This window comes from Roseococcus thiosulfatophilus (assembly GCF_017311575.1).
Taxonomy (GTDB): Bacteria; Pseudomonadota; Alphaproteobacteria; order Acetobacterales; family Acetobacteraceae; genus Roseococcus; species Roseococcus thiosulfatophilus.
The window spans coordinates 21106-44524 of record NZ_JAFFQY010000007.1 but is presented as its reverse complement, the minus strand read 5'-3'; the positions used below and the strand labels follow the sequence as shown (position 1 = coordinate 44524).

Annotated in this window: 18 protein-coding genes and 2 tRNA genes; 2 read left to right on the top strand and 18 right to left on the bottom strand. The window is 70.3% G+C overall.

Translation table 11 applies throughout. From position 1 onward, the window contains the following. Window positions 1-14: 14 nt before the first annotated feature. The 17 genes from JTN19_RS04430 to JTN19_RS04350 form a co-directional block, all read right to left on the bottom strand. Window positions 15-1982 carry an acetyl/propionyl/methylcrotonyl-CoA carboxylase subunit alpha gene (locus tag JTN19_RS04430; RefSeq protein WP_206930700.1) on the bottom strand — a complete coding sequence of 656 codons (1968 nt, stop codon included), beginning with the start codon at window positions 1980-1982 and terminating at the stop codon, window positions 15-17. Between the two features lie 5 nt (window positions 1983-1987). Then, the gene (locus tag JTN19_RS04425) at window positions 1988-3589 is read right to left on the bottom strand and encodes a carboxyl transferase domain-containing protein (protein WP_206930699.1); all 1602 of its coding nucleotides are present in this window, start codon (window positions 3587-3589) and stop codon (window positions 1988-1990) included. 2 nt (window positions 3590-3591) lie between these two features. Continuing rightward, entirely contained in the window at window positions 3592-4767 is a 1176-nt protein-coding gene (locus JTN19_RS04420; protein ID WP_206930698.1) for an isovaleryl-CoA dehydrogenase, read from the bottom strand. A gap of 29 nt (window positions 4768-4796) precedes the next feature. Continuing rightward, window positions 4797-5585 (bottom strand): glycerophosphodiester phosphodiesterase, encoded by a 789-nt coding sequence (locus JTN19_RS04415; RefSeq protein ID WP_206930697.1) that lies wholly within the window; start codon window positions 5583-5585, stop codon window positions 4797-4799. A 32-nt stretch (window positions 5586-5617) separates the two neighbouring features. Then, on the bottom strand, window positions 5618-7882 hold the full coding sequence (locus tag JTN19_RS04410) for a tetratricopeptide repeat protein (RefSeq protein WP_206930696.1): 2265 nt from the start codon (window positions 7880-7882) through the stop codon (window positions 5618-5620). Window positions 7883-7886: 4 nt separating this feature from the next. Beyond that, window positions 7887-9314, bottom strand: a complete 1428-nt coding sequence (locus tag JTN19_RS04405) for a methyltransferase domain-containing protein (protein WP_206930695.1) — start codon at window positions 9312-9314, stop codon at window positions 7887-7889. Between the two features lie 10 nt (window positions 9315-9324). After that, a complete protein-coding gene (locus tag JTN19_RS04400; RefSeq protein WP_206930694.1) occupies window positions 9325-9663 on the bottom strand; it encodes a flagellar biosynthesis regulator FlaF in 339 nt (112 codons plus the stop codon). A 150-nt stretch (window positions 9664-9813) separates the two neighbouring features. Then, window positions 9814-10719, bottom strand: a complete 906-nt coding sequence (locus tag JTN19_RS04395) for a flagellin (protein ID WP_206930693.1) — start codon at window positions 10717-10719, stop codon at window positions 9814-9816. Window positions 10720-10815: 96 nt separating this feature from the next. Next, the gene (locus JTN19_RS04390; protein ID WP_206930692.1) at window positions 10816-11817 is read right to left on the bottom strand and encodes an NAD-dependent epimerase/dehydratase family protein; all 1002 of its coding nucleotides are present in this window, start codon (window positions 11815-11817) and stop codon (window positions 10816-10818) included. A 9-nt stretch (window positions 11818-11826) separates the two neighbouring features. Further along, window positions 11827-12369, bottom strand: a complete 543-nt coding sequence (locus JTN19_RS04385; protein ID WP_206930691.1) for a class I SAM-dependent methyltransferase — start codon at window positions 12367-12369, stop codon at window positions 11827-11829. Continuing rightward, complete coding sequence (locus tag JTN19_RS04380; protein ID WP_206930690.1) at window positions 12366-13454, bottom strand: glycosyltransferase family 2 protein; 1089 nt, start codon at window positions 13452-13454, stop codon at window positions 12366-12368. Before JTN19_RS04380 ends, JTN19_RS04385 begins: the two co-directional genes overlap by 4 nt. Before the next feature lie 3 nt (window positions 13455-13457). After that, window positions 13458-14177 carry a TylF/MycF/NovP-related O-methyltransferase gene (locus JTN19_RS04375; protein ID WP_206930689.1) on the bottom strand — a complete coding sequence of 240 codons (720 nt, stop codon included), beginning with the start codon at window positions 14175-14177 and terminating at the stop codon, window positions 13458-13460. Window positions 14178-14325: 148 nt separating this feature from the next. Then, window positions 14326-16044, bottom strand: coding sequence for a dihydroxy-acid dehydratase (gene ilvD, locus JTN19_RS04370; protein ID WP_206930688.1), 1719 nt, complete (start codon window positions 16042-16044; stop codon window positions 14326-14328). An 18-nt stretch (window positions 16045-16062) separates the two neighbouring features. After that, window positions 16063-18759 carry a valine--tRNA ligase gene (locus JTN19_RS04365; protein WP_206930687.1) on the bottom strand — a complete coding sequence of 899 codons (2697 nt, stop codon included), beginning with the start codon at window positions 18757-18759 and terminating at the stop codon, window positions 16063-16065. A gap of 84 nt (window positions 18760-18843) precedes the next feature. Continuing rightward, window positions 18844-19317 (bottom strand): DUF2497 domain-containing protein, encoded by a 474-nt coding sequence (locus tag JTN19_RS04360; protein ID WP_206930686.1) that lies wholly within the window; start codon window positions 19315-19317, stop codon window positions 18844-18846. A gap of 46 nt (window positions 19318-19363) precedes the next feature. Then, complete coding sequence (locus JTN19_RS04355) at window positions 19364-20827, bottom strand: TolC family outer membrane protein (protein WP_242530860.1); 1464 nt, start codon at window positions 20825-20827, stop codon at window positions 19364-19366. A gap of 90 nt (window positions 20828-20917) precedes the next feature. Beyond that, complete coding sequence (locus JTN19_RS04350) at window positions 20918-21640, bottom strand: protein-L-isoaspartate O-methyltransferase family protein (RefSeq protein WP_242530859.1); 723 nt, start codon at window positions 21638-21640, stop codon at window positions 20918-20920. 106 nt (window positions 21641-21746) lie between these two features. Here JTN19_RS04350 and JTN19_RS04345 point away from each other — a divergent pair. After that, window positions 21747-21820 (top strand) — tRNA-Cys (locus JTN19_RS04345). 93 nt (window positions 21821-21913) lie between these two features. After that, window positions 21914-21988 (top strand) — tRNA-Asn (locus JTN19_RS04340). 205 nt (window positions 21989-22193) lie between these two features. On the opposite strand, the gene JTN19_RS04335 is transcribed toward JTN19_RS04340, so the two are convergent. Next, window positions 22194-23339: a mechanosensitive ion channel family protein gene (locus tag JTN19_RS04335; protein WP_340643273.1), complete on the bottom strand. Its 1146-nt coding sequence runs from the start codon at window positions 23337-23339 to the stop codon at window positions 22194-22196. Window positions 23340-23419 lie beyond the last annotated feature (80 nt).

Genomic DNA, 23419 nt, shown 5'->3' with positions numbered 1-23419 from the left:
GGCCTTTTTCATGTTCAGGGGTCCGCCAGGGTGACGACCTCGGTGCCCTCCTCGATGGAATCGCCCGCGGCGCAGCCCAGATGCGCCACCACCCCATCGCGCGGGGCGGTAATCTTGATCTCGGTCTTCATGGCCTCCAGCACCGCCAACAGCTGCCCGCGCGTGACCGCATCGCCGGGCGCCACCAGCACCTGGACCACCCGGCCGGGAATGGGTGCGGCGAGGCGGCTTTCCGAGGCCCCGCCCTCCTCCACCGGCGCATAGGGGTCCCGGCGGTAGAGCCGCCAGGTTTGCCCCCCCATGCGAAGGGTGACGCCATCCTCCTCGGCCTGGAGGGCGAAGGCGGTCAGTCGGTCGCCCTCGCCCAGGGCCAGGCGGCCATGCTGCAAGGCGACGGTGATGTGGCGGGGCGCCTCGCCCTCCACCTCCGCCGCGAAGCCACCTTCCCGCCAGCGCAGCACCACGCGGCGCGGCGCCACGCCATCCTCCCAGAGCGAGACCGTCTCCGCCCCGCCCTGCAGGCGCCAGCCGGCGGCCTGGGCCCAGGGCGTGGCCGGCGCCGCGCGCTGCCGCGCGAGCATGGCCTCGCCCGCCGCCGCCGCGATCAGCGCCTCGGGCGGCGCAGCCTTGGGCGGGGCCAGCAGCGCCTCGCCATGGCGCGCGATGACCCCGGTGTCGAGTTCGGCGGCCCGCAGCGCCTCATGTCCCAGCAGGCGCCGGAGAAAGCGGAGGTTGTTGCCCACCCCCTCCACCTCCAGCGCCGCCAGGGCCTGGGAGAGTCGCACCAACGCCGCATCGCGGCCCTCGCCCCAGGCGATGAGTTTGGCCAGCATCGGGTCATAGAAGGCGGTGACGCTGTCACCCGCCGCGAAGCCGGTGTCCATCCGGACATGCTCGCCGAGGTCGGTGGGGCCCAGCTTTCGCAGCCTGCCCGTGGCGGGGCGGAAGTCGTGCTCGGGCTCCTCGGCATAGAGGCGCACCTCCACGGCATGGCCACGCGGCGCGGGGGGCCAAACTGCCGGCAGGGCCTCGCCGGCGGCCACGCGCAGCTGCCATTCCACCAGGTCGAGGCCCGTCACCATCTCGGTGACGGGATGCTCCACCTGCAGGCGGGTGTTCATCTCGAGGAAGAAGGCGTCCTCGCCCTCCACCACGAATTCCACCGTGCCGGCGTTCACATAGCCCACGGCGGCGGCGGCGTTCACGGCGGCCTCGTGCAGCCGGGCGCGCAACGCGTCCGAGAGGGCGGGGGCCGGCGCCTCCTCCAGCACCTTCTGGTGGCGGCGCTGGATGGAGCAGTCGCGCGTGTGCAGGTGGACGATGCGGCCATGGGTGTCGCCCATCACCTGCACCTCCACATGGCGCGGCCTGGTCAGGTATTTCTCGATCAGCACGCGATCGTCGCCGAAGGCGGCCAGCGCCTCGCGCCGCGCGCCCTCCAGTTCGCGCGCGAAGTCGGCGGCGTCATACACGGGGCGCATCCCCTTCCCGCCCCCGCCGGCACTCGCCTTGATCAGCACGGGAAAGCCGATGCGCCGGGCCTCGCCTGCCAGCATGTCGTCCTCCTGCGCGGCGCCGTGATAGCCGGGCACGGTGGGGACGCCGGCGGCCACCATCAGCCGCTTGCTCTCGGCCTTGCTGCCCATGGCGCGGATGGCGGCGGGCGAGGGGCCGATGAAGGCGATGCCGGCCTGGGCGCAGGCCTCGGCGAATTCCGCGTTCTCGGAAAGGAAGCCGTAGCCCGGATGGATGGCCTCGGCGCCGCTGGCCCGCGCCACCTCCAGGATGGCCTCGGCGCGCAGGTAGCTCTCGCGCGCCGGAGCGGGGCCGATGAAATACGCCTCGTCGGCCTCGCGCACATGCAGGGCGCGGCGGTCGGCCTCGCTGAACACAGCCACGGTGGAAATGCCCATGCGGCGGGCGGTCCGCATGATGCGGGCGGCGATCTCGCCCCGGTTCGCGATCAGGATCTTGCGGAACATGCGCGTCACATCCGGAACAGGCCGAACTTCGTCGGCGGAATGGGCGCGTGCAGCGCGGCGTTGAACGCGAGGCCCAGCACGTCGCGCGTCATGGCGGGCGGGATGATGCCGTCATCCCACAGGCGGGCGGTGGCGTAGTAGGGGTCGCCCTCGCGTTCGTATTTTTCGCGGATGGGCGCCTTGAACGCCTCTTCCTCCTCGGCGCTCCAGGCGCGGCCGGAGGCTTCCAGGTTGTCCCGCCGCAGGGTGGCCAGCACGGAGGCCGCCTGCTCGCCCCCCATCACGCTGATGCGCGCATTGGGCCAGGTGAAGAGAAAACGTGGCGAATAGGCGCGGCCGCACATGCCGTAATTCCCCGCGCCGAAGCTGCCGCCGATGATGACCGTGATCTTGGGCACCTGCGCGGTGGCGACGGCCGTGACCAGCTTCGCGCCATCCTTGGCGATGCCGCCGGCCTCATATTTGCGGCCCACCATGAAGCCCGAGATGTTCTGCAGGAACAGCAGCGGGATGCCGCGCTGGCAGCACAGCTCGATGAAATGGGCACCCTTTTGCGCGCTCTCGCTGAAGAGGATGCCGTTATTGGCGATGATGCCGACCGGCATGCCCCAGATGCGCGCGAAGCCGGTCACCAGCGTGGTGCCATAGCGCGGCTTGAACTCGTCCAGCACGGAGCCGTCCACGATGCGCGCGATGACTTCCCGAACCTCGAAGGGGGCGCGGACATCGGAGGGGATCACGCCGTTCAGTTCGGCGGGGTCATAGGCCGGCGCCTCGGGCGGGAAGGGCGGCGTGGGCGGGGAAGCGGCATTCAGGTTGCCCACGATGCGCCGCATCAGCCCCAACGCGTGCATGTCGTCCTGCGCCAGGTGGTCGGCCACGCCCGAAAGCCGCGTGTGGACGTCGCCGCCGCCCAAATCCTCGGCCGAGACGATTTCGCCCGTCGCCGCCTTCACCAGCGGCGGGCCACCCAGAAAGATGGTGCCCTGGTTGCGGACGATCACGGCCTCGTCGCACATCGCCGGCACATAGGCGCCGCCCGCGGTGCAGCTTCCCATCACGGCCGCGATCTGCGGGATGCCGGCGGCCGACATGTTCGCCTGGTTGAAGAAGATGCGGCCGAAATGCTCGCGGTCAGGGAAGATCTCGTCCTGGTTGGGCAGGTTGGCGCCGCCGCTGTCCACGAGATACAGGCAGGGCAGCCGGTTCTGCTGCGCCACCTCCTGCGCGCGAAGGTGCTTCTTCACCGTCATCGGGTAGTAGCTGCCGCCCTTCACCGTGGCGTCATTGGCCACGATGACGCAGGCGCGGCCGGCCACGGTGCCGATGCCGGTGATGAGGCCGGCGCCGTTGATCTCCTCGCCATACATGCCATGGGCGGCCAGCGGCGAGAGTTCGAGGAAGGGCGCGCCGGGGTCGAGCAGCCGCTCCACCCGCTGCCGCGGCAGCAGCTTGCCGCGCGCCACATGCCGGTCGCGGGCGGCCTCCGGCCCACCCAGCGCGGCGCGCGCCGTGCGCGCGCTGAGTTCGTCCAGCAATTCCTGGGTGCGCGCCGCCTGCGCGCGGAAATCCCGCCCGCGCGGGTCGAGTTGGCTGGTGATGCGCATGGCTATGCCGTCTCGCGAAACAGCTCGCGCCCGATCAGCAGGCGGCGGATTTCGCTGGTGCCGGCGCCGATCTCATAGAGCTTGGCATCCCGCAGCAGGCGGCCCGTCGGGTAGTCGTTGATGTAGCCATTCCCGCCCAGGATCTGGATGGCATCCAGCGCCGCCCGCGTCGCTTCCTCGGCCGCGAAGAGGATGGCGCCGGCCGCATCCTTGCGCGTGGTCTGCCCGGCGTCGCAGGCGCGCGCCACCGCATAGACATAGGCCCGCGCCGCGTTGAAGCGCGTGTACATGTCGGCGACCTTGCCCTGGATGAACTGGAACTCACCGATCGCCTGGCCGAACTGCTTGCGTTCGTGGATGTAGGGCACGACCACATCCAGGCAGGCCTGCATGATGCCGAGCGGCCCCGCCGCCAGCACCACGCGCTCATAATCGAGGCCCGACATCAGCACGCGCACGCCGCCATTCACCTGGCCGAGCACGTTCTCCTCCGGCACTTCGCAATCCTCGAACACCAGCTCGCTGGTGGGGGAGCCGCGCATGCCGAGCTTGTCCAGCTTCTGCGCCGGCGTGAAACCCTTGAAGCCGCGCTCGATCAGGAAGGCGGTGATGCCCTTGGGGCCGGCATCCGGGTCGGTCTTGGCGTAGACGATCAGCGTCTCGGCGTAATGCGCGTTGGTGATCCACATCTTCGTGCCGTTCAGCACGTAGCGGTCGCCACGCTTCTCGGCGCGCAGCTTCATGGACACCACGTCCGATCCCGCGCCGGGCTCGCTCATGGCCAGCGCGCCCAGATGTTCGCCGCTGATCAGCTTGGGCAGGTACTTGGCGCGCTGGGCCGGGGTGCCGTTACGCTCGATCTGGTTCACGCAGAGATTTGAGTGCGCGCCATAGCTCAGCCCCACGCTGGCGCTGGCGCGGCTGATCTCCTCCACCGCCACGCAATGCGCGACATAGCCCATGCCGGCCCCACCCCGCGCCTCGTCCACCGTGATCCCGTGCAGGCCGAGCGCGCCCATCTCGGGCCAGAGGTGGCGGGGGAACTCGTCGGTCCGGTCGATCTCGGCGGCCAGCGGCGCGACGCGCTCGGTGGCGAAGGCGCGCACCGTGTCGCGCAGCGCGTCAATCTCGGGCCCCAGGCCGAAATCCAGCGAGGGGAGGTGGGCGTTTCCGGACATTTTGTTCCCTTCCTCGGAAGGGTGGCAGGCTAGCGCGGATCTTGAGCCGCCGGAACGCCCGATGCGCGCAGCCGGATGGCCAGCGGCGGGTCATCGGTGGCGATCACGTCCACCCCCAGCCGCAGGGCGCGATGCAGGGTGGGGGCGTGGTTGGCCCCCCAGACCGACAGGCGCAGCCCCTCCGCCCGCAACGCATCGCGCAGGGTGGCATCGGCCAAGCCCTCGGGGACGCCGAGCTCCGTGGCTCCGCAACTGCGGCACATCGCCACCGTGTCGCGTGGGCGCATGCCCCGCAGCGTCCAGCCCCCGGCCAGCCAGACGGTCTGGGCAAAACCGCCCAGCGCGGCCGCCTCGGCGACACTCGCCGCCTCGAAGCTCATGAAAACGGTGCGGGCGCGCATGCCATGCTGGTCCACCACCGCGGCGCAGCGGGCGACGAGGCCCGGATAGGGCCGGCCCTGGGCATCCGCCTTCACCTCCAGCCGCAGCACCTGCCCGCCCTCCTGGATCAGCCGCGCGGCGTGGGAGAGGTGCGGGATGGTCTCGCCCCCCGTACCGCGGATGCGAAGCTGGGCCAGCGCCTCCCAGGACTGGGCCACCACCGGCCCCTGCCCGTCCGTCGTGCGGTCCAGCGTGGCGTCGTGCATGACCACGGGCTCGCCGTCCGCCGAGGCATGGACGTCAAGTTCCACCTGCTCGGCCGACCACTTCAGCGCTTCGCGGATGGCGAGCAGGCTGTTCTCGGGCCAGATGAAGGCACCACCCCGATGACTGGCGATTTCGGGGCTGGCGATCTCGGAGAGGGGGGGCGTGTCCATACCGCATTGCTGGCCGGGACACGTCCTTGACGTCAAGCGGGCCGCGCCTCCCAGGCCTGGCGCAGCGCCCGCCCCAGGTTGCGCCCAAAGCGTGGCCCGTCGCACAGCGGCGAGGCAGCGACCCGCGCCCGCAGCCCCGCGCGCAGCTCCGCAAGCGCCGGGAGGTCCGCGGCGCGGCGCAGGGCCTCGGCCACATAGCTGTCCTCATCGGGTACGGCCCAATCCGGCAGGCCTACATTGGAGAGGTGCGACAGGGCGTGGCGGCCCGCGAACCCCTCACTCACCTTGGTCAGCACCGGCACGCCCATCCAGAGCGACTCGCAGACCGTGAGGCCGCCCGTATAGGGAAAAGGGTCCAGCGAGAGGTCGATCTCGCCATAGGCCGCCAATAGCGCCTCGTGCGGCACGGCGCCATGGAGTTCCAGCCGGTCCAGCGGCATGCCGAACGCCGCGGCGCGTGTCAGAAAGGCGGCGCGCGTGGGGTCGTCGCCCAGCGCATGGGTCCGCAGCACCAGCCGCGCGGTGGGCAGGGCCGCCAGGATGCGCGCCCAGGTCGACAGCACCGCGGGCGTCACCTTTGCCAGGTTGTTGTAGCAGCCGAAGGTGACATGGCCGCGCGCCAGGGCGGGCAGCGGCGCCACATCAGGCGCGCGGTCGGGCGGGGCGTAGCAGCAATAGCCATCGGGCATGCGGAGCAGGCGCTCGGTGTAGTGGGGCTCGAAACCCGCGGGCGTCTCCCAACGGTCGGTCAGCATCCAGTCCATGTTGGGGACGCCGGAGCTCGCCGATTGCGACCCCACCCACTTGATCTGCACAGGTGCGGCGCGGTGGCGCAGCACCCGCACCCGCCCGCCCTGCCCATGGCCGCTCAGGTCGATCAGGATGTCCAGCGCCTCCGCGCGCAGGCGGTCCAGCACGAGCTGGTCCCTCGCCCCTGGCTCGAAGCTGATCCAGCGGTCGGCGCGCGCGCGGAAGCGCCGCGCCAACGGGTCCTCACGGTCAGTGAGGCTGAAGACCACCACCTCGAACTCCTCGCGCGGGAGGTGTTCGATGGCCGGCAGGGTCAGCCAGCCCACCGGGTGCCGGCCCAGATTCGACGAGAGCAACCCGACGCGCAGCCGCTCGCCGGGCGGGCGCGCCACGGGCACATAGGGGTTGATGCCCTGGGACAGCCGCTGCTTCAGCGCACGGGCGGCCTCGCCCAGCGCCTCGGACGTCGCCATCGCCGGGTGGTAGGGGCCCACATTGCACAGGGCATGGACGAGCGCGTTCTCACCCCCCGCGGCCTCGGTGGCGAGCCGCGCCTCCTCCTGCAGCCCTTGCGAGACGAGCACGAGCGCCAGCGTGGCGTGGGTGCGCTCATCCCCGCCCAGATCGGCCAGGGTGGCGCGCAGGGAGTCCGCCGCCTCGGCCAGGCGGTGCAGGCGAAACAGGATTTCGCCATGGCCCACGCGCAGGCTCCGCTCACCGGGGGCCAGGGCCACCGCGCGTTCGAAGACCGGCAGGGCGGCCTTGTAGGCGCGCTCCCGCCACAGGCCATGGGCAAGGCCCGAGAGGATGGCGACATCCTCCGGCGCCAGGGCCTCGGCCAAGTGCCAATGGCGCAGCCCTTCCCGCGTCTGCCCGAAGGCATCGAGCAGGGTGGCATGGGCCGCGATCCGCGCGGGGGAGAGCGGGTCCGCCGCCAGCGCGGCCTCGCTGGCCGCGCGGGCACCCGCCGGCCCCTCCCGCGCCAGCACCGCCTCGCTCCAGACGACACCGGCCAGGCCCGGGGCGCCCTCTCGCGCCAGCAGCGGCACGGCCAGGGCCAGGGCCTCGCCGGGCTCATTCGCCGCCACGAGGCCGCGCGCCAGCTCCAGCGTGATGCCGTCGTCCTGGGGGCTGTGCAGCAGGGCCTCTCGCAGGAGCGCGACCGAAGCCTCAGCCCGCCCTTCGGCACGGGCCAGCTCGGCCAGGCCGCACAGGGCCGCGACATGGCCAGGGTCCCGCACCAGGGCGGCCTCATAACCCTGGCGTGCCGCCTGACCCTGGCCGCGCAGATGCGCGAGGCGCCCACGACGGAAATGCGGCTCCGGGTGATGGGGCAGCCGTTCCAGCGCGGTGGCGAGAGGGCCTGCCGCGGCGTCAAGTTGGCCCAGATCCATCCGCGCCATGGCGAGGTTCAGCGCGGCCAGCCCATGCCAGGGCACCTCGGCCACGGCAGCTTCCAGCAGGGGCAGCGCGTCCCGGGTCCGCCCCTCGCGCAGCAGGGCCAAGGCGGCCTGGAAAGCCGAGGCGTCGCCGGGCAGGCCGTCCATCACCTCAGCCTCCGAGGCGGGCGAGGGCGATTACGCCCGGCACGGTGGCCTCGCCCTCCCAGCGCAGCGTCTCCTCGCGGAACTCCAGCGTGGCGAGCCCCGCGCGTTCCAGCGCCGCCCGCAGATAGCCGGGGTCATGGCGGTAGCGGGCGCTGGCCTGCAACTCCCAGCCGCCCTCGGCCTCGCCGGACTCGATGCTCAATGCAACCAGGCCGCCGGGCTTGAGGCGGGCCGCCACCGCGCCGAGAACCGCATCCAGGCGCCCGAAATAGCAGAGCACGTCCGACAGCAGGACCAGGTCGTAATGGGCGGTATCGGCGGCCATCGCCTCGTTGATCTCGGCGCAGCGCAGCTCCGTATAGATGCCCTTGGCGCGTGCCACCTCGATCATGCGAGGCGACAGGTCCACGCCCACCAGCCGCCCGCCCAGCATGTCGTGCAGGGTGGCGCCCATGAGCCCGGTGCCGCAGCCGAGGTCGAGCACATCGCCCAGATGCCGGCCGCCCGGCGTGTAGCCCTGGCCCTCGATCAGCTTGAGCATGACGCCCGGCACGCGATAGCCGAGCGCGAAGAGCGCGGCCTCGAAGCGGTTCGCATAGCCGTCGAAGACGTCGGTCACGTAGCGGTCGCTCGCGCGGTCCGGGGTGGCACCGGCATTGGTCATCGCGGCGGCAAGGTGCTGGAGATAGGTGTCCGTCGGGTCGAGCCGCGCGGCTTCCGCATAGGCTTCCGCCGCGGCTTCCGCCTGACCCAGTCGCTGCCGCGCCTGGCCGAGCACCGAGTAGAGGGCGGCCTCTCCCTGCTGCCGCCCCAAGGCCCCCTCGATCAGCGCGATGGCCTTGTGCGGGTCACCGCCCAGCAGCACGTTCTGCGCGCGCAACGGCAAGATGCCGCGCGCATAGGGCGCCATCGAATGCGCCAGCGCATAGAGTTCCTCGGCCGCCGCATGGCGCCCGCCGCGCATCATGGCCATGGCCAGCATGGCCGAGCGGTGCGGCGCCTCGGGCTCTGCCACGAAGGCCTGGTGGAAGAGGAAGATGGCCTCGTCATGCCGCCCTGCCTCGGACAGGCAGGTGGCCAGCAGCGCCTTGGCATCGCGGTCCGACGGGGTGGCCATCACGGCCGCGGCCGCGTCATCCATGGCGCCGTCCGCATGGCCCAGGGCACGGCGGATGCGCGCGCGCAGCAGGCGCAGCGCGGCGTCATCGCGCAGGGAAAGCGCGGCATCGGCGGCGATGAGCGCGGCCGGCGCGTCATCGCTTTCCATCAGGGCCTCGGCCAGCAGGCCGTGAGCCTCCGCGGGGGCCGCGGGCAGGGAAGCGGCGCGCGACAGCAGCAGCGCGGCATCGGCCGGGCGGCGGTCGCGCAGCAGGTCGCGCCCGCGGTCGAGAAGGCGCAGCGCGGTCGTGTCGGGCGTGGCGTGAATGTTCATGGCCGCGCCCTCAGTTCCAAAGCGCGCCAGCCATCTGCTCGTTCATCTCGATGATGAACGCCGCATCAGGCGCCTCAGCGTCGAGCTCGCGCAGCACGGCGCGGGCGAGCGAGGCAATCTGCGCGCGCAGCGGCATGGCCAGGCGGTTGGTGGGGTCCAGCACCGAGTCGAGCACGGCGTCCCACAGGCGCCGGTTGTCCGCGATGGCGCGCGCCTGCGCGATGCCGCCCTCGGCACCCGCGTCGCGCAGCGCGCGGGTCGCGCGGGCGAAGACCTCGGCCTCCATCTGCTTGGGCGTGAGCTGGCGGCGATAGCGGCCGGCGGAGGATGTGTTGCTGGCGAAGGACATGGTGGGAAACCTCCCGCGATGGATTTCGGAACCCAAACGGGCGCGCCCTCAAGGCCGCGGCGCCGTGCATGGGGAAAATTCGGGAACGCATCAGCCCGAGGGCTGCGCGGAAGGGGGAAGGCGGCCTCCTGCCAGCCTCCGTTCAAGGTCTTACCGGAAGAGCGAGAGCAGAACCTGCGGCGCCTGGTTGGCGATGCCGAGTGCCTGGGAACCGAGCTGCTGCCGGATCTGCAGGGACTGCAGCCGCGCCGATTCCTTGGCGAGATCGGCGTCGATCAGGGCGCCCATGCCGGCTTCCTGCGCGTCCATCTTGGCCTTGTTGAAGTTGATCTGGCTGTCCACGTAACGGCTGTAGCTGCCGAGGTTGTTCAGCGAGGTCAGGGTGTTGTTGATCGCGACGTTGACGGCGCCGCCAGTCGTGAGCGCCGAGCTGAAGTCACTGATGGCGGCCAGAAGCGAGGCCCCCGTCAGCATCGTCGCGCCGTTGTAGCCCACGCCCGTCAGCGCGGTGAAATCGGCCGCGCCATTGATGGCCGCGGTGGCGATCTTGGCGAAGCTGTAGGTCGCGCCCTCGCCGTTGCGCACCGTACGGATCTCACCCAGCGTGGTGCCGCCCGCCGTCGCCGCGGCGGCCGTCACCAGCATGGACTGCCCGTTGTAGCGCGTATCGGTGATGAAGTTCGCGATCTGCGAGAAGGTCTCCTTCAGCCCCGCCATGTACTGCTCGCGCTGGGCCGGCGTGATGTTGCTGTCCGAAAGCTTCACGACCGTGGCCTTCACGTCCTGCAACGCCTTGGAGACGTTCTCAAGACCGGTCCGGGTCGTGTCGAGCAGCCCCTTCGCACCGCCCAGCTGCTGGTTCGCCGAGGTGGTGGCAGCGAGGTCGCCGCGGATACGCTCGGCCACGGCGAAGGCCGCGCCGTCATCCCGCGCATCCGCCACGCGCGAGCCGGTGGAGATGCGCTTTTGCGTCGCCGCCATCTCCTCGTTCGTGCGGTTGAGCGACTGCAGCGCCACCATGGCGCCCAGGTTGGTATTCACGGAGTTCAGCGACATTGGTCTTTTTCCTTTGTCAGGTGCGGCCCCCGGATTTCGGGGACCATCCGCCGTGTAGGAGACGAAGGGTTAAGGAAGGCTTGCGCCCCCTCCCGTTCAGAACATGCGCTGCGTCCAGGTGCGCGGCGTCTTGTCGCTGACGATCTCGATGTCGAGATGGTAGCGGAACTTCCGCGGCCCCACCTTGCGGATGAAGTCGGTGATGGAGGCGAGCCCATCCTCCAGCTTCGTCGTGGTGCGATAGCCCAGCAGACGCCGCGCCTTGTCGGCCGAGCAGGTGGCGAACTTCACCTCCTGCGGGCGGCCCGGGACATAGATGGGGGTACCGGTGAAGTTGGTGAGCTTGGCGAGCACCCGCGACAGCTCGTTGATGCTCACGAACTCCTCATCGGGGCCGATATTCACCGTCTCGCCCAGCGCCACGTCGTCGAGGCCCATGGCCAGCAGGCAGGAGAGGCAGTCCTCCACATAGGAGAAGCAGCGCTTCTGCTCGCCATCGCCGTAGATGATGGGCGGGCGGCCTTGCAGCATCAGGTTCGCCATGATGGAGGCGACGTTGCGGTAGGGGTCGTCGAACTTCTGGCGCGGACCGATGATGTTGTGCGGCACCGCGATGGACCACTCCACACCGTGCACGGCGCAGAGATTCTTCAGCGCCTCCTCCGCCGCCACCTTCGCGATGCCATAGGGGTCCTGCGGGCGGGGCGTATAGTCCTCGCGGAACGGCACCTCGTTGCTGCCATAGCGCGCCATGGAGGAGCAGAACACGATGCGCCGCGCCTTGTTCGCGATGGCCGCGGAGAACAGCGAGACCGAGCCGCTGACGATGTTGTCCATCACGAGCGCGGGCGAGAAGACCGACAGCCCTTCATAGGCCGTGGCCGCGCAGTGATAGACCAGCTCGCAGCCCTGCGAGATCTTCTGCATCGCGTTGAAGTCGCGGCAGTCATACTGGTAGAACTCGGCCTCGGGCGGGACGTGCCACAGCTCGCCGCCCAGAAGCGTGTCGCAGCCCACGACATGATGACCCATGCCGATCAGCCGCTCGGCCAGGTGGCTGCCGAGAAAGCCCGCGATGCCGCTGACGAAGATTCGCATGGGGTGCTCCTAGCGGGTGATGAGGGCGCGGATGGCCTGGCCGCCCTTGTTGTGAAGGGTGTGCTGGCGGACCTTCGCGAAGCCCACCAGCGCGGCCACGTCGCGAATCTTGCCCTGCGTGTAGGCCGATTTGTGGAACTGGCCGGCGCCGTTCTGATTGCCGAAGAACATCGTCTGCACGATGCCCCAGCGCTGCCCCGTGTCGCGGCCTGAGCCGAAGTAGTGGTCGAGCGCACCCGTCTGGTAGAAGGCGCGGAAGCGGTCCTCGCCGGCCAGGAAGGCCTGACAGACCCACTCGAAATCCGGCACCTCGATTTCCAGCAGCCCACCTGGACGCAGCACGCGGGCGCATTCGCGCCAGAGACGCTCCTCCTCCGCGAAGGCGAAATGCTCGAAGACGTGTTCGGCCAGGATGTGCTCCACGCTGGCATCGGCGAAGGGCATGGCCAGCACGTCCACATCGGTGCGAACGCCGGGCGCGCGCGCCACGCTGTCAATGTTGACCCAGCCATCCAGCACCTTGGGGCCGCAGCCGATGTGAAGCCGCGTCATGCCGCCACCTCCGGTCCCACCGCGAGCCCGGTCTGCGCGCGCCATGTGGCGGCCAGCGCCTCGGCCTCCCGACCAGGTTCGAGCACCCAGAGAAGGGCCTCCACCAGCCGCATCGCCTCCACGCGCAGCCGCGTGGCCGCACCGGTCGCGCCGCCACGCGCCACCTCCCGCGCCTGGGCCAGCAGCGCCGGCAGCCGGGCCGTGACCAGCGCCGCCTCGCGCACGAAGGAGGTGGACCAGCGGGCGCGCAGGATGTCACGCGCGGCCTCGATCAGGCCCGCGCGTTCGGGCGCGCTCAGCCGGGCCAGGCTGAAGGTCTCCACATGCGCCCAGGCGCAGGAGGCGCTTGGCGCCAGCGGCCCGACATCGGCGAAGACATCACGTTCGGAACGTGCACGCGCCCAGGCCATGCCGGCATTGCGCGCCAACCGCCACAGCGGCGCAGGCCCGCCGCGCCGCAGGAAGAGCGGCTCCGGAACGTGGCGTATGTGGCCGTAGAGCGCGATCTCGGCCAGGAAGGCATGGTCCCAGCCGCCACAGGCCATGGGCTGGCTGGCGAGGTCCAGGGCCTCACGGCGGTAGATCCCCCAGAAGCTCGGCGAATAGGCATAGCGCTGCATCACATGCATGGCGCGCTGCAACGGCCCGCCATCGGGCGTGTCGAGGCGGGTATGCGCCGGCACCTCGCCCAGCACCGTGCCGGCCTCGTCAATGTTCAGCGCGCCGGCGTGGCACATGGCGACGTCGCGATCGGCCAGCAGCACCGCCATCAGCTTCGCCATGAAGTCGGGCGCGATGAGGTCGTCGGCGCTTTTCGGCATCACGAAGTCGGCGTCGCCATGGGTGAAGGCGCGGCGATAGGCGCCCACGATGCCCTGATTCGCGCGGTGGCGCTTCAGCGCGATGCGTCCATCCCGCGCGGCCCAAAAGGCCGCGATGGCCGGCCCGCCATCGGTGGAACCGTCATCCAGCAGGGTGAGCCGCCAATGCGGCCAGCTCTGCCCCACCACCGAGGCGATGGCGCCGTCCAGCGTCGCCTCCGCGTTGTGGTAGATCAGGTTCACGTCCAGCACGTGCTCGGCCATGTCTCAGACCTTCACGATCAGCCCCTGCCCCGTGGGCAGCGGCAGGACCAGCGCGCCGCGCGCGGCCGCGAAGTCCTGGAAGGCCAGCATCTGCTCCTCATGGCCGGCATAGGCGTAGTCATCCAGGATGATGACGCCGCCGGGCGAGAGGCGGTCCCAAAAGAACTCCGCCGCCGCGATCTCGGGCAGGGTGATGTTCATGTCGATGTGCAGCCAGGCCACGCGCGCGGGCGCCGACTCATGCAGCGTGTCCGGCACCATGCCGGGCACCAGCCGCGCATTGGGGAAGGGGGCGAAGCGGTGCCGCGCGATGGGCAGCACGTCGTCCGTGTAGTTGTTCCGGTTGTGCCAGGTGCCGAGGCCCATGGCCTCGCGCGCGCTCATCTGCTCCGTCGGGATGCCCTGGAAGGTGTCATAGAGCCAGAGCGTGCGGTCCTGGTGGGATGCCAAGTCTATGTACGCCGCCATGGTGCGCGACAGCAGGCCGTAATTCACCCCGCACTCGACGAAGTCCCCCTCGATCAGCAGGGCCTGGCGCGCGGCCCAGCAACAGACATAGGCCTTCCACTCGATGCGGAGCACCTCGGGGGTCTTGTGCTGGATGAGGGGAATGAGCGGCACGGCCGAGGCTCGGAAGGCGGCCTTGAAGGCCTCGTCCCGCGCATAGGGCACGTTCAGACCCCAGATGGCGAAACGGTCCGCCACATGGGTGAACTTCGGCATCCGCGACGGCGGAGGCGTCTCGGTGGGCGATGGCAGGTTTTCTGCCAGGTCGGAACACATCGGGCGCAAGCTCCATGTCCTGAGACCGGAACTTGCGCCCGTGCTGGTTAACGAAAGCCTGACGCCAAACCCGCGTCAGGCGGAAAATTCAGATATCCGCGTAGGTGTGCGTCTCAGCCTTCGCCCCCGGCTGTGTCACGGCGCCGTAGCGCGCCGGGCCGACCGTCTGCGCATACTTCCACAGCACGCCCGAATTGTAGTTGTGGCCGCGCGGCTTCCACTCGGCGCGGCGCTTGGCCAGCTCCTCGTCGGAGAGCGCCACCTCGATGGTGCCGGCCTGGGCGTCCAGGATGATCTTGTCGCCATTCTTCAGCAGGCCGATGGGCCCGCCCACCGCGGCCTCCGGCCCCACATGGCCGATGCAGAAGCCGCGCGTGGCGCCCGAGAAGCGGCCATCGGTGATCAGCGCCACCTTGTCGCCCATGCCCTGGCCATAGATGGCGGAGGTGGTGGACAGCATCTCGCGCATGCCCGGGCCGCCCTTGGGGCCTTCGTAGCGGATGACGATGACGTCGCCCGGCTTGTAGGCACGGGCCTCCACGGCGGCGAAGGCGTCCTCCTCGCAGTCGAAGCAGAGCGCCGTGCCCTCAAAGCGGAGCTTCTGCATGCCCGCGATCTTCACGATGGCGCCATCGGGGGCCAGGTTGCCGAACAGGCTCACCACGCCGCCGATCTGGCTGATCGGGTTGGAGACGGGATGCACCACGTCCTGGTCCTTCGGGAACACCACATCCTTGTGGTTCTCCTCCAGCGTCTTGCCGGTGGCGGTGATGCAGTCGCCATGCAGCAGCCCGCCCTCCAGCAGCGCCTTGATGATGACGGGCACGCCGCCGATGCGGTGCACATCCTGCGCCACATACTTGCCGCCGGGCTTGAGGTCCGCGATATGCGGCGTGTCGCGCATCAGCCGCGCGACTTCCTCCAGCGGGAAATCAATGCCGGCCTCATGCGCGATGGCGGGCAGGTGCAGGGCCGCGTTGGTGGAGCCGCCCGTGGCGCCCACGATGCGCGCCGCATTCTCCAGCGCCTTGCGGGTGACGATGTCGCGCGGGCGAAGCTGGCTGCGGATCAGGTCCACCACCGCGCGGCCCGACTTGTAGGCGTATTCGTCCCGCTCCGTGTCCGGCGCCGGGGCCCCGGCCGAGAAGGGAATGGCCAGGCCGATCACCTCGCTGATGCAGGCCATGGTGTTGGCGGTGAACTGGCCGCCGCAGGCGCCGGCGCCGGGGCAGGCGTGCTGCTCCAGCTCCTCCAGCTCCTCGTCGGACATGTTGCCGCCGGCATGGGTGCCCACCGCCTCGAACACATCGAGCACGGTCACGTCGCGGCCCTTGTGCTGGCCGGGGCGGATGGAACCGCCATACATGAAGACGCTCGGCACGTTCAGCCGCACCATGGCCATCATCACACCCGGCAGCGACTTGTCGCAGCCCGCCAGCCCCACCAGCGCGTCATAGCAATGGCCGCGCATGGTCAGCTCAATGCTGTCCGCGATCACGTCGCGCGACACCAGCGAGGACTTCATGCCCTGGTGGCCCATGGCGATGCCGTCGGTCACGGTGATGGTGGTGAATTCGCGCGGCGCGGCACCGGCATCACTCACCCCCCGCTTGGCGGCCTGCGCCTGGCGGTTCAGCGCGATGTTGCAGGGCGCGGCCTCGTTCCAGCAGGTGGCGACACCCACCAGCGGCGAGGCGATCTGCTCCTTCGTCATGCCCATCGCGTAGTAGTAGCTGCGATGCGGCGCACGCTCGGGGCCCACGCTGACATGGCGGCTGGGCAGGCGGGATTTGTCCCAGGTGGTCATTGGCTGTTTCCTCGGTGGTCAGCTGGAAATGCGGGTCAGCGCGGCGTCGAGGCGCGCGACCTCGGCGGCGGCGTCGGCGAGCCGCTGCTCGGTCTCGGCGATCACGGCCTCCTCGGCCTTGGCCCGGAAGCCGGGGTTGGCGAGCTTGGCTTCAAGCTTGGCGCGCTCGGCCTCGGCCTTCGCGCGATCCTTGGCGAGGCGCTTCGCTTCGGCCGCCAAATCCACCACGCCCGAAAGCGGCAGGAAGAGCGGCACGTCAACCGCCACGGCACTCGCCCCCGGCCCCGCGCCCTCGGCGGCATCGGCCAGGAATTGCGGTGCCTCCACGCGCGCGAGGCGCATGATCTGCGGCGCGAAGTCCCGCAGCGCCTGGAGCGAGGCGGCACTCCCCTGCCCCACGCGCAGCGGCAGCACCGCCGCGGCCGGCACGTTCAGCGCCGAGCGCGCGGAGCGGATGGCGGTGATGGCGGCGATGGCCAGGTCCACGGCGGCGCTGGCCGCGCCCTGCCCTTCGGCCTTTGGATAGGCGGCGGTGGTCAGCGCCACGGCCTCGCCATAGCCCAGCTTCTCGAACAGCTCCGCCGTGATGAAGGGCATCACCGGGTGCAGCAGCCGCAGCACCTGCCCCAGCACATATTGCGCGACACCCCGCACCTCGTCCTTCTCAGGCCCATCGGGGCCGTTCAGCACGGGCTTCGCGAATTCGATGAACCAGTCGCAATAGGTGTTCCAGGTGAAGCCGTAGAGGGTGCTGGCGTAGTCGTCGAAGCGGAAGGCATCGAGTGCCGCCGTGGCATCGCGCGCCGCGTCATCGGCCTTGGCCAGCAGCCAGCGCGCCAGCACGCCCTCAGCCTGCTCCGGCCGCCAGGAGGCATCCACCCGCACGCCATTCATCTCCAAGAAGCGCGCGGCATTCCACAGCTTGGTGGCGAAGGCGCGGTAGCCCTCCAGCCGCTGCGGGTCGAGCTTCACGTCGCGCCCGGGCGAAGCGAGCGCGCAGAGGGTGAAGCGCACCGCATCCGCGCCGTGCTGGTCGATCAGCTCCAGCGGGTCAAGCACATTGCCCTTGGACTTGCTCATCTTCTGGCCGCGCGCGTCGCGCACCAGGCCATGGATGACGACATGCTTGAAGGGCACCTCGCCGTCCATGAAATGCAGCCCCATCATCATCATCCGGGCGACCCAGAAGAAGATGATGTCGAAGCCCGTCACCAGCACATCGGTCGGGTAGTGCTTCTTGAGTTCCGCGGTCTGCTCGGGCCAGCCCAGCGTCGAGAAGGGCCAGAGCGCGCTGCTGAACCAGGTGTCGAGCACGTCCGGGTCGCGCGTCAGTTCCACCGCGCGGCCGTAATTGGCCGCCGCGGCGGCCAGTGCCTCCGCCTCGCTGCGCTCCACGAAGACCTGCCCATCCGGCCCATACCAGGCCGGGATGCGGTGCCCCCACCAGAGCTGGCGCGAGACGCACCAGGGCTGGATGTCGCGCATCCAGGCGAAGAACAGGTTCTCGTATTGCCGCGGCACGAATTGGGTGCGGCCATCCTCCACCGCCGCGATGGCGGGCTTCGCCAGCGTGGCGGCGTCGCAATACCATTGCAGCGTCAGCCGCGGCTCGATGGGCACGCCCGAACGGTCGCCATGCGGCACCTGGTGGGTGTGCGGCTCGGTCGCTTCCAGCAGTTCCAGGCGCTCGAGTTCCGCCAGGATGGCCTTGCGCGCGGCGAAGCGGTCCATGCCCGCGAGCGAGCGCACGAAGCCCGGGTCGGCCACGCCCTCCACGGCGGCAAGCTCGGCCTCAATTTCCGAAAGCATCACCCGCGCCTCGGCGTCCAGCACCGAGGGCATGGGCAGGTCGTGGCGTCGGCCCACTTCATAGTCGTTGAAGTCATGCGCGGGGGTGATCTTCACGGCACCCGTGCCCTTCTCCGGGTCCGAATAGCTATCCGCCACGATGGGAATCCGCCGGCCGGTCAGCGGCAGGATGGCGTGCTTGCCCACGAGATCCGCGAAGCGCGCATCCTCCGGATGCACGGCCACCGCTGTGTCGCCCAGCATGGTCTCGGGGCGGGTGGTCGCCACGCGGATGAAGCGGCCGGGCTGCCCCTCCACCGGGTAGCGCAGCGTCCAGAGGTTGCCCTTCACCTCGCGGCTTTCCACCTCGAGGTCGCTGATCGCGGATTGGAACACCGGGTCCCAGTTCACCAGCCGCGTGTCGCGGTAGATCAGCCCTTCCTTGTGCAGGCGGACGAAGACCTCCAGCACGGCGGCCGAAAGCCCCTCATCCATGGTGAAGCGCTCGCGCTCCCAGTCGAGGGAGGCGCCCAGGCGACGCAGCTGGCGGGTGATGGTGCCGCCGCTTTCGCCCTTCCACTGCCAGACGCGCTCGAGGAAGGCTTCGCGCCCCATTTCCTGGCGCTTCTTGCCCTCCGTGGCCAGCAGGCGCTCCACCACCATCTGGGTGGCGATGCCCGCATGGTCGGTGCCGGGCATCCAGAGCGCGTCGCGCCCCTGCATGCGGCGGAACCGCACCAGCACGTCCTGCAGGGTGTTGTTCAGCGCATGGCCGATATGGAGGCTGCCCGTGACGTTGGGCGGCGGGATGACGATGGTGTAGGGCGCGGCCGCGCGCGACGGATCGGCATGGAAGGCGCCGGAGGCTTCCGAGGCGGCATAGAGTCGGGCTTCCAGCGTGGCTGGGTCGAAGGCCTTGTCGAGCATGGACCAGAGGTCCACCGCGCGGGCGCGCGCGTCAAGGGGTGGCCGCGGCCTGTCTGGGCTGAACGGCGCGGGTGGCGCGGCGCCTCAACCGGCGCGGGACATCACCCGCTCGATCTCGGCGCGCACCAGACGTTCCACCAGGGGTGGCAGGTGGGTGTCCAGCCACTCCTTCAGCAGGGGGCGCAGTTCCTCGCGCACCACATCCTCGATGGAGAGGCCCGGCGCGCGGGAGATGATGGAAGCGCGGTCCTGCGCCACGGCCCGCGAGAGCTGCCCCAGCGCCGCCGCCGCCGCCGCCGCCGCGGGCGCCGACACCAGCGTGGAGGCCGCCTGCGGCTCCGGCATCGGGGCGGGGGGCGGCGGCATCGGCGCGGGCTCCATTTGCAAAAGCTGGGGCGGGGTGGGCGGCGGCGCGACCTCGGGCGACGTGATCATCATGTCCGGGGTGAGGTCGAGCGCCTCCTCCACCGCCTCCACCGCGGCCGGGGCGGTGGCCGCCGCCGGCTGGGCCTCGTCCTCGTTCAGGATCTTGCGGATCGAGGCGAGGATGTCGTCCATCGAGGGGTCCGCCCCGGAGCCTGAAGGAGGTGTGGCCGCCATCGCGTCAGCGCCGCGCGCCGGCGGGGATGGAGTAATCCCCGAGGCCCACCCAACGGTTCCGCACGGCATTGTAATAGGCTGTCATGTCATATTGCTCCACCGGCAGGCCCAAATCCTGCGCCGTCAGCCGCCCGATCGAGCCGGCCAGCGCGTAGGATGCGTTGATGACCGTGGCCAGCGCGTTAACAAGGTTGGTGCGCGCGTTCAGCAATTCCTGCTCGGCGTTCAGCACATCCAGCGTGGTGCGGCTGCCCACGATGGCCTCGCGCTGCACACCATCCAGCGCGATCTCGGCCGCGCGAATCTGGGAGCGGACGCTCTCCACCGTGGCGCGGGCGCTGCGCAGGCTCTCCCAGTTGGAGGCCGCCTGCTGGGCCACCAGGCGCCGCGCCTCGTCCACCTGCTGCAGGCTCTGCTGGGCGGTCTGGCGCGCCTGGCGCACCAGGGCGTGCTCCGCCCCGCCCTGGAAGATGGGCACCGAGAGGTTCAGCGTCGCCTGGCCGCCCGTGGTGGTGTTGCCCGCGGTCTGCTGGTTCTCCTGCCGGAAGGCCTGGGCCGAGGCCGAAAGCGTGGGCAGGAGGGTGGACATCTGCACATCGATGTTGTCGCGCGCGCTGGCCGCGGCGAAGAGCGCGGCCACCACCGTCGGGTTGTTGGTGGCCGACAGCGCCTGCGCCTCAGCCGCGCTGGAGACGGGCACGCGCAGCGGCTGCGGGTTCACGAGGCGGCCCGGCGCCTCGCCCACCACGCGCTGGAAGGTGGCGCGCGCCACCTGGAGGTTGCCCTCGGCCTGGGTGCGGCTGGTCCGCGCACCGGCGAGCCGGCTTTCCGCCTGGGCCACGTCGGTGCGGGTGATCTCGCCCACCCGGAAGCGCTCATTGGTGGCCTGGAGCTGGCGGGAGAGCACCTGCTCGTTGTTGATGTTCAGCCGCACCAGCTCCGCCTGCTGGATCACGGAGATGTAGGCGTTCACGGCCTCGCCCAGCACCTGCTGCTCGGTGGCCAAGAGACGGGCGCGCTGGGCCAGCACCGCGTTCTCGGCCTGGCGGGTCTGCGCCACCGTCCGCCCGCCACGATAGAGGGGCTGGGTGACGGTCGCTGTCAGCGCCGTGGGCGAGCGTTCGATGGTGCGGGCCGGGACCCCCTGCTGGTCCACCCGCGTCTGCGCGGTGCCGACCGAGCCGCTGAGGACCACCGTGGGCCGCCAGCCGGCCAGGGCCTGGGGCACGTTCTCGTCCACGGCGCGCAGCTGGGCGCGGGCGGCGAGCAGGGTGGGGTTGTTGCTGTAGGCGCGGGCCAGCGCCTCCTGCAGGGTTTGCGCCGAGGCGGGGGTGGCGATCAGCCATGCGCCGGCCATGGCCAGCCCGGCGACCGCCCAGCCGATTCGCGGGCGTGCGGCGCGGGCCAGGGAGTGATGCGGGCGTGCGGCAGGGTGCGCCGGAAGGGGGCGGAGCGTGCGGTCGGACATGCGCCGCACACTAAACCGGCGCGAAACGCCGCGCCACTCTGACGAATCTGCCCCAACCGTCAGTCGGGGCACGGAAACATGACCGCTTTTTCAGAAGGTGAAGCGCGGCGGGGCGGCGAAGTCCGGCAGGGGGTGTGACGCGGTCTCGAAGGCCCAGCTTTCGCTCAAGCCCCCGCCGGCGCGGCGGATCAGCACGCCGCGCGCCACGGGGCCGCCCGCCTCGCCGGCACGCAGCAGGGCCAGCCGCCCGCCCTCGCCCAGCTGGTGGGTCAGCGCCTCGGGAAGTGCGGCCACCGCGCCCTCGATCAGGATGAGGCGCCAGGGGGCGCCGCCGGGCATGCCCGCTTCGGGCGGGCCCTCGATCCATTCCGGCGCCTGGGCGAGGCCCGCGGCCGCGAAGCCGCGCCGCGCCGCGTCACCCAGACGGGCATCGGACTCGATGGCCGTGACGGACAACCCCATGCGCGCCAGCACGGCGGCGCCGTAGCCGACGCCAGCGCCAAGCACGAGCGCGCGTTCGCCGGGCTGGGGCATGGTCAGCTGGATCATGCGTGCCAGGACCATGGGCGAGAGCATCACCCGTCCGCCGCCCAGCGCCAGGTGCTCATCGGCATAGGCGCGCACGGCAAGGGCGGGCGGCAGGAAGGCCTCGCGCGGGACCTCGCGCAGCGCTTCGATCAACAGCGGGTCGATCACGCCATTGGGAGTGATTTGCCCCAGCACCATCAGCCGGCGTGCCGCCGCGGCGTCGAGCGGACGCGCCTCCATGCCTGCGGGAAGCCCTGCCTGTTCCGCCTGGGTTTGCGCGTTCATCGTCTGATCCTGCCTTTCCGGCGGCGGTTATACGGGCCCGGGCGCGGCGCGGAAAGCCGGGACGCTTGACCCCGGGCGCGGGGCATTCGATACAGCGGTCGCGTGGGGTCCGGTGGCCGAGTGGTCAGGCAAGGGTCTGCAAAACCCTCTACGGCGGTTCAATTCCGCCCCGGACCTCCAGCCGCCCCTTTCTCTGTCACCTTTCTGCAAATGAGGGCCTGGGGCGTGGTTGCGGGACCGGGCAGCCTCTGGTATCAGCCCGCCACCGCATGATCCGGCGTGGCGCAGCGGTAGCGCAGCGGACTGTTAATCCGTTGGTCGTTGGTTCGAATCCAACCGCCGGAGCCATCATTTCAAATGGACGCGGCCCTCGGCCCCGCCACGTTCCAAGCCCACTTTCAAATTGTTCACGCGGCTTGCCACAGGCAGCCATGCGCCCCACGACCGGCCGACGTCGCCCGGGCGATGCGCCAAGTGATTGAGGCGCCCGCGGGCGTGGACACCAAAGAGATCACCATCCAGCCCACCGCCTCGGCGAACTGAGGCCCCCGCCTCAGTTCCCGCTGACGGCCTCGCGTTGCTTGGGTGGCGCATCGGGCATCCAGGCCGCGCCCTCGGGCAGGCTTGCGATCTCGGTGCGCCGGCGCGGCAGGGCGCCCGGATATTCCGCTTGCAGCCAGGCGATCAGCTTCTCGCGCACCTCGCAGCGCAGGTCGAAGGCGCGGCCAGCGCTGGTGGCACTCACCAGCATACGGATTTCCATCGTGTCCTGCCGCAATTCCAGCACCTGGAGCCCGGCCACGCGGCGGTCCCACAGGGCGGAGGCGGCGGCGATCTCCTCCAGCTTGCGCCGCATGGCGGCCACGGGCGCCGAGTAATCCACGTGGATGATCACGGTACCAAGCAGGGAGGAGCTTTCGCGCGTCCAGTTCTGGAAGGGTGTCTCGATGAAATAGGTCAGCGGCAGCACCATCCGCCGCCAGTCCCATAGCCGCACCACGACGTAGGTGGAGGAGATCTCCTCCACATTCCCCCATTCATTCTCGACGATCACCGCGTCATCAATCCGGATGGGTTGCGTGATGGCGAGCTGGATGCCCGCCACCAGGTTCCGCAGCAGCGGCTGCAGGGCGAAGCCCACCACGATGCCCGCGGCACCCGCCGAGGCCAGCAGGCTCACGCCATACTGCCGTACGCCGTCGAAGGTCATCAGCGCCGCGGCGAAGGTCACGACCAGCACCAGCAGCGTGGCCACCCGCTTCAGGATGCTGAGCTGGGTGGTGTGCTTGCGGGCGAGGAGGTTGTCCTCCGCGTCCAGCTTGAAGCGCCGCAAGTAGAGGGTGGACCAGATATGGATGGCCGTGCGCGCGACCCAGCCCACCAGGAAGATGAAGCAGATCAGCAGGAAATGGCGCACCATGCCGGTTTCCACCCGCGTGAGGGGCGCGATCCCCGCGGCGATGGACAGGCAGAACATGATGATGGCGAGCCGCGTGGGCCCCCGCGTCCGCGCCACGATGGAGCGCCAGAACAGGTCCTGGTCCCGCACGATCCGCGTCATTCCCCGGAACACCAGCCGATGCAGCCCCAGCGCGACCAGCACCGCCAAGGCCAGGACCCCGGCGCTGACCAGCATGGGCGGCGCCCAGGAGAACAGCAGAACGGCATTTCTGGCGGCGGTGTTGAACTGATCGATCACGGCAATACTCCTGGAACTCCCCCCACGATGCTCGTGGCACCGAGGGTCTGCGCCCTACGGCCTGGCTTATGCCTGGCCCC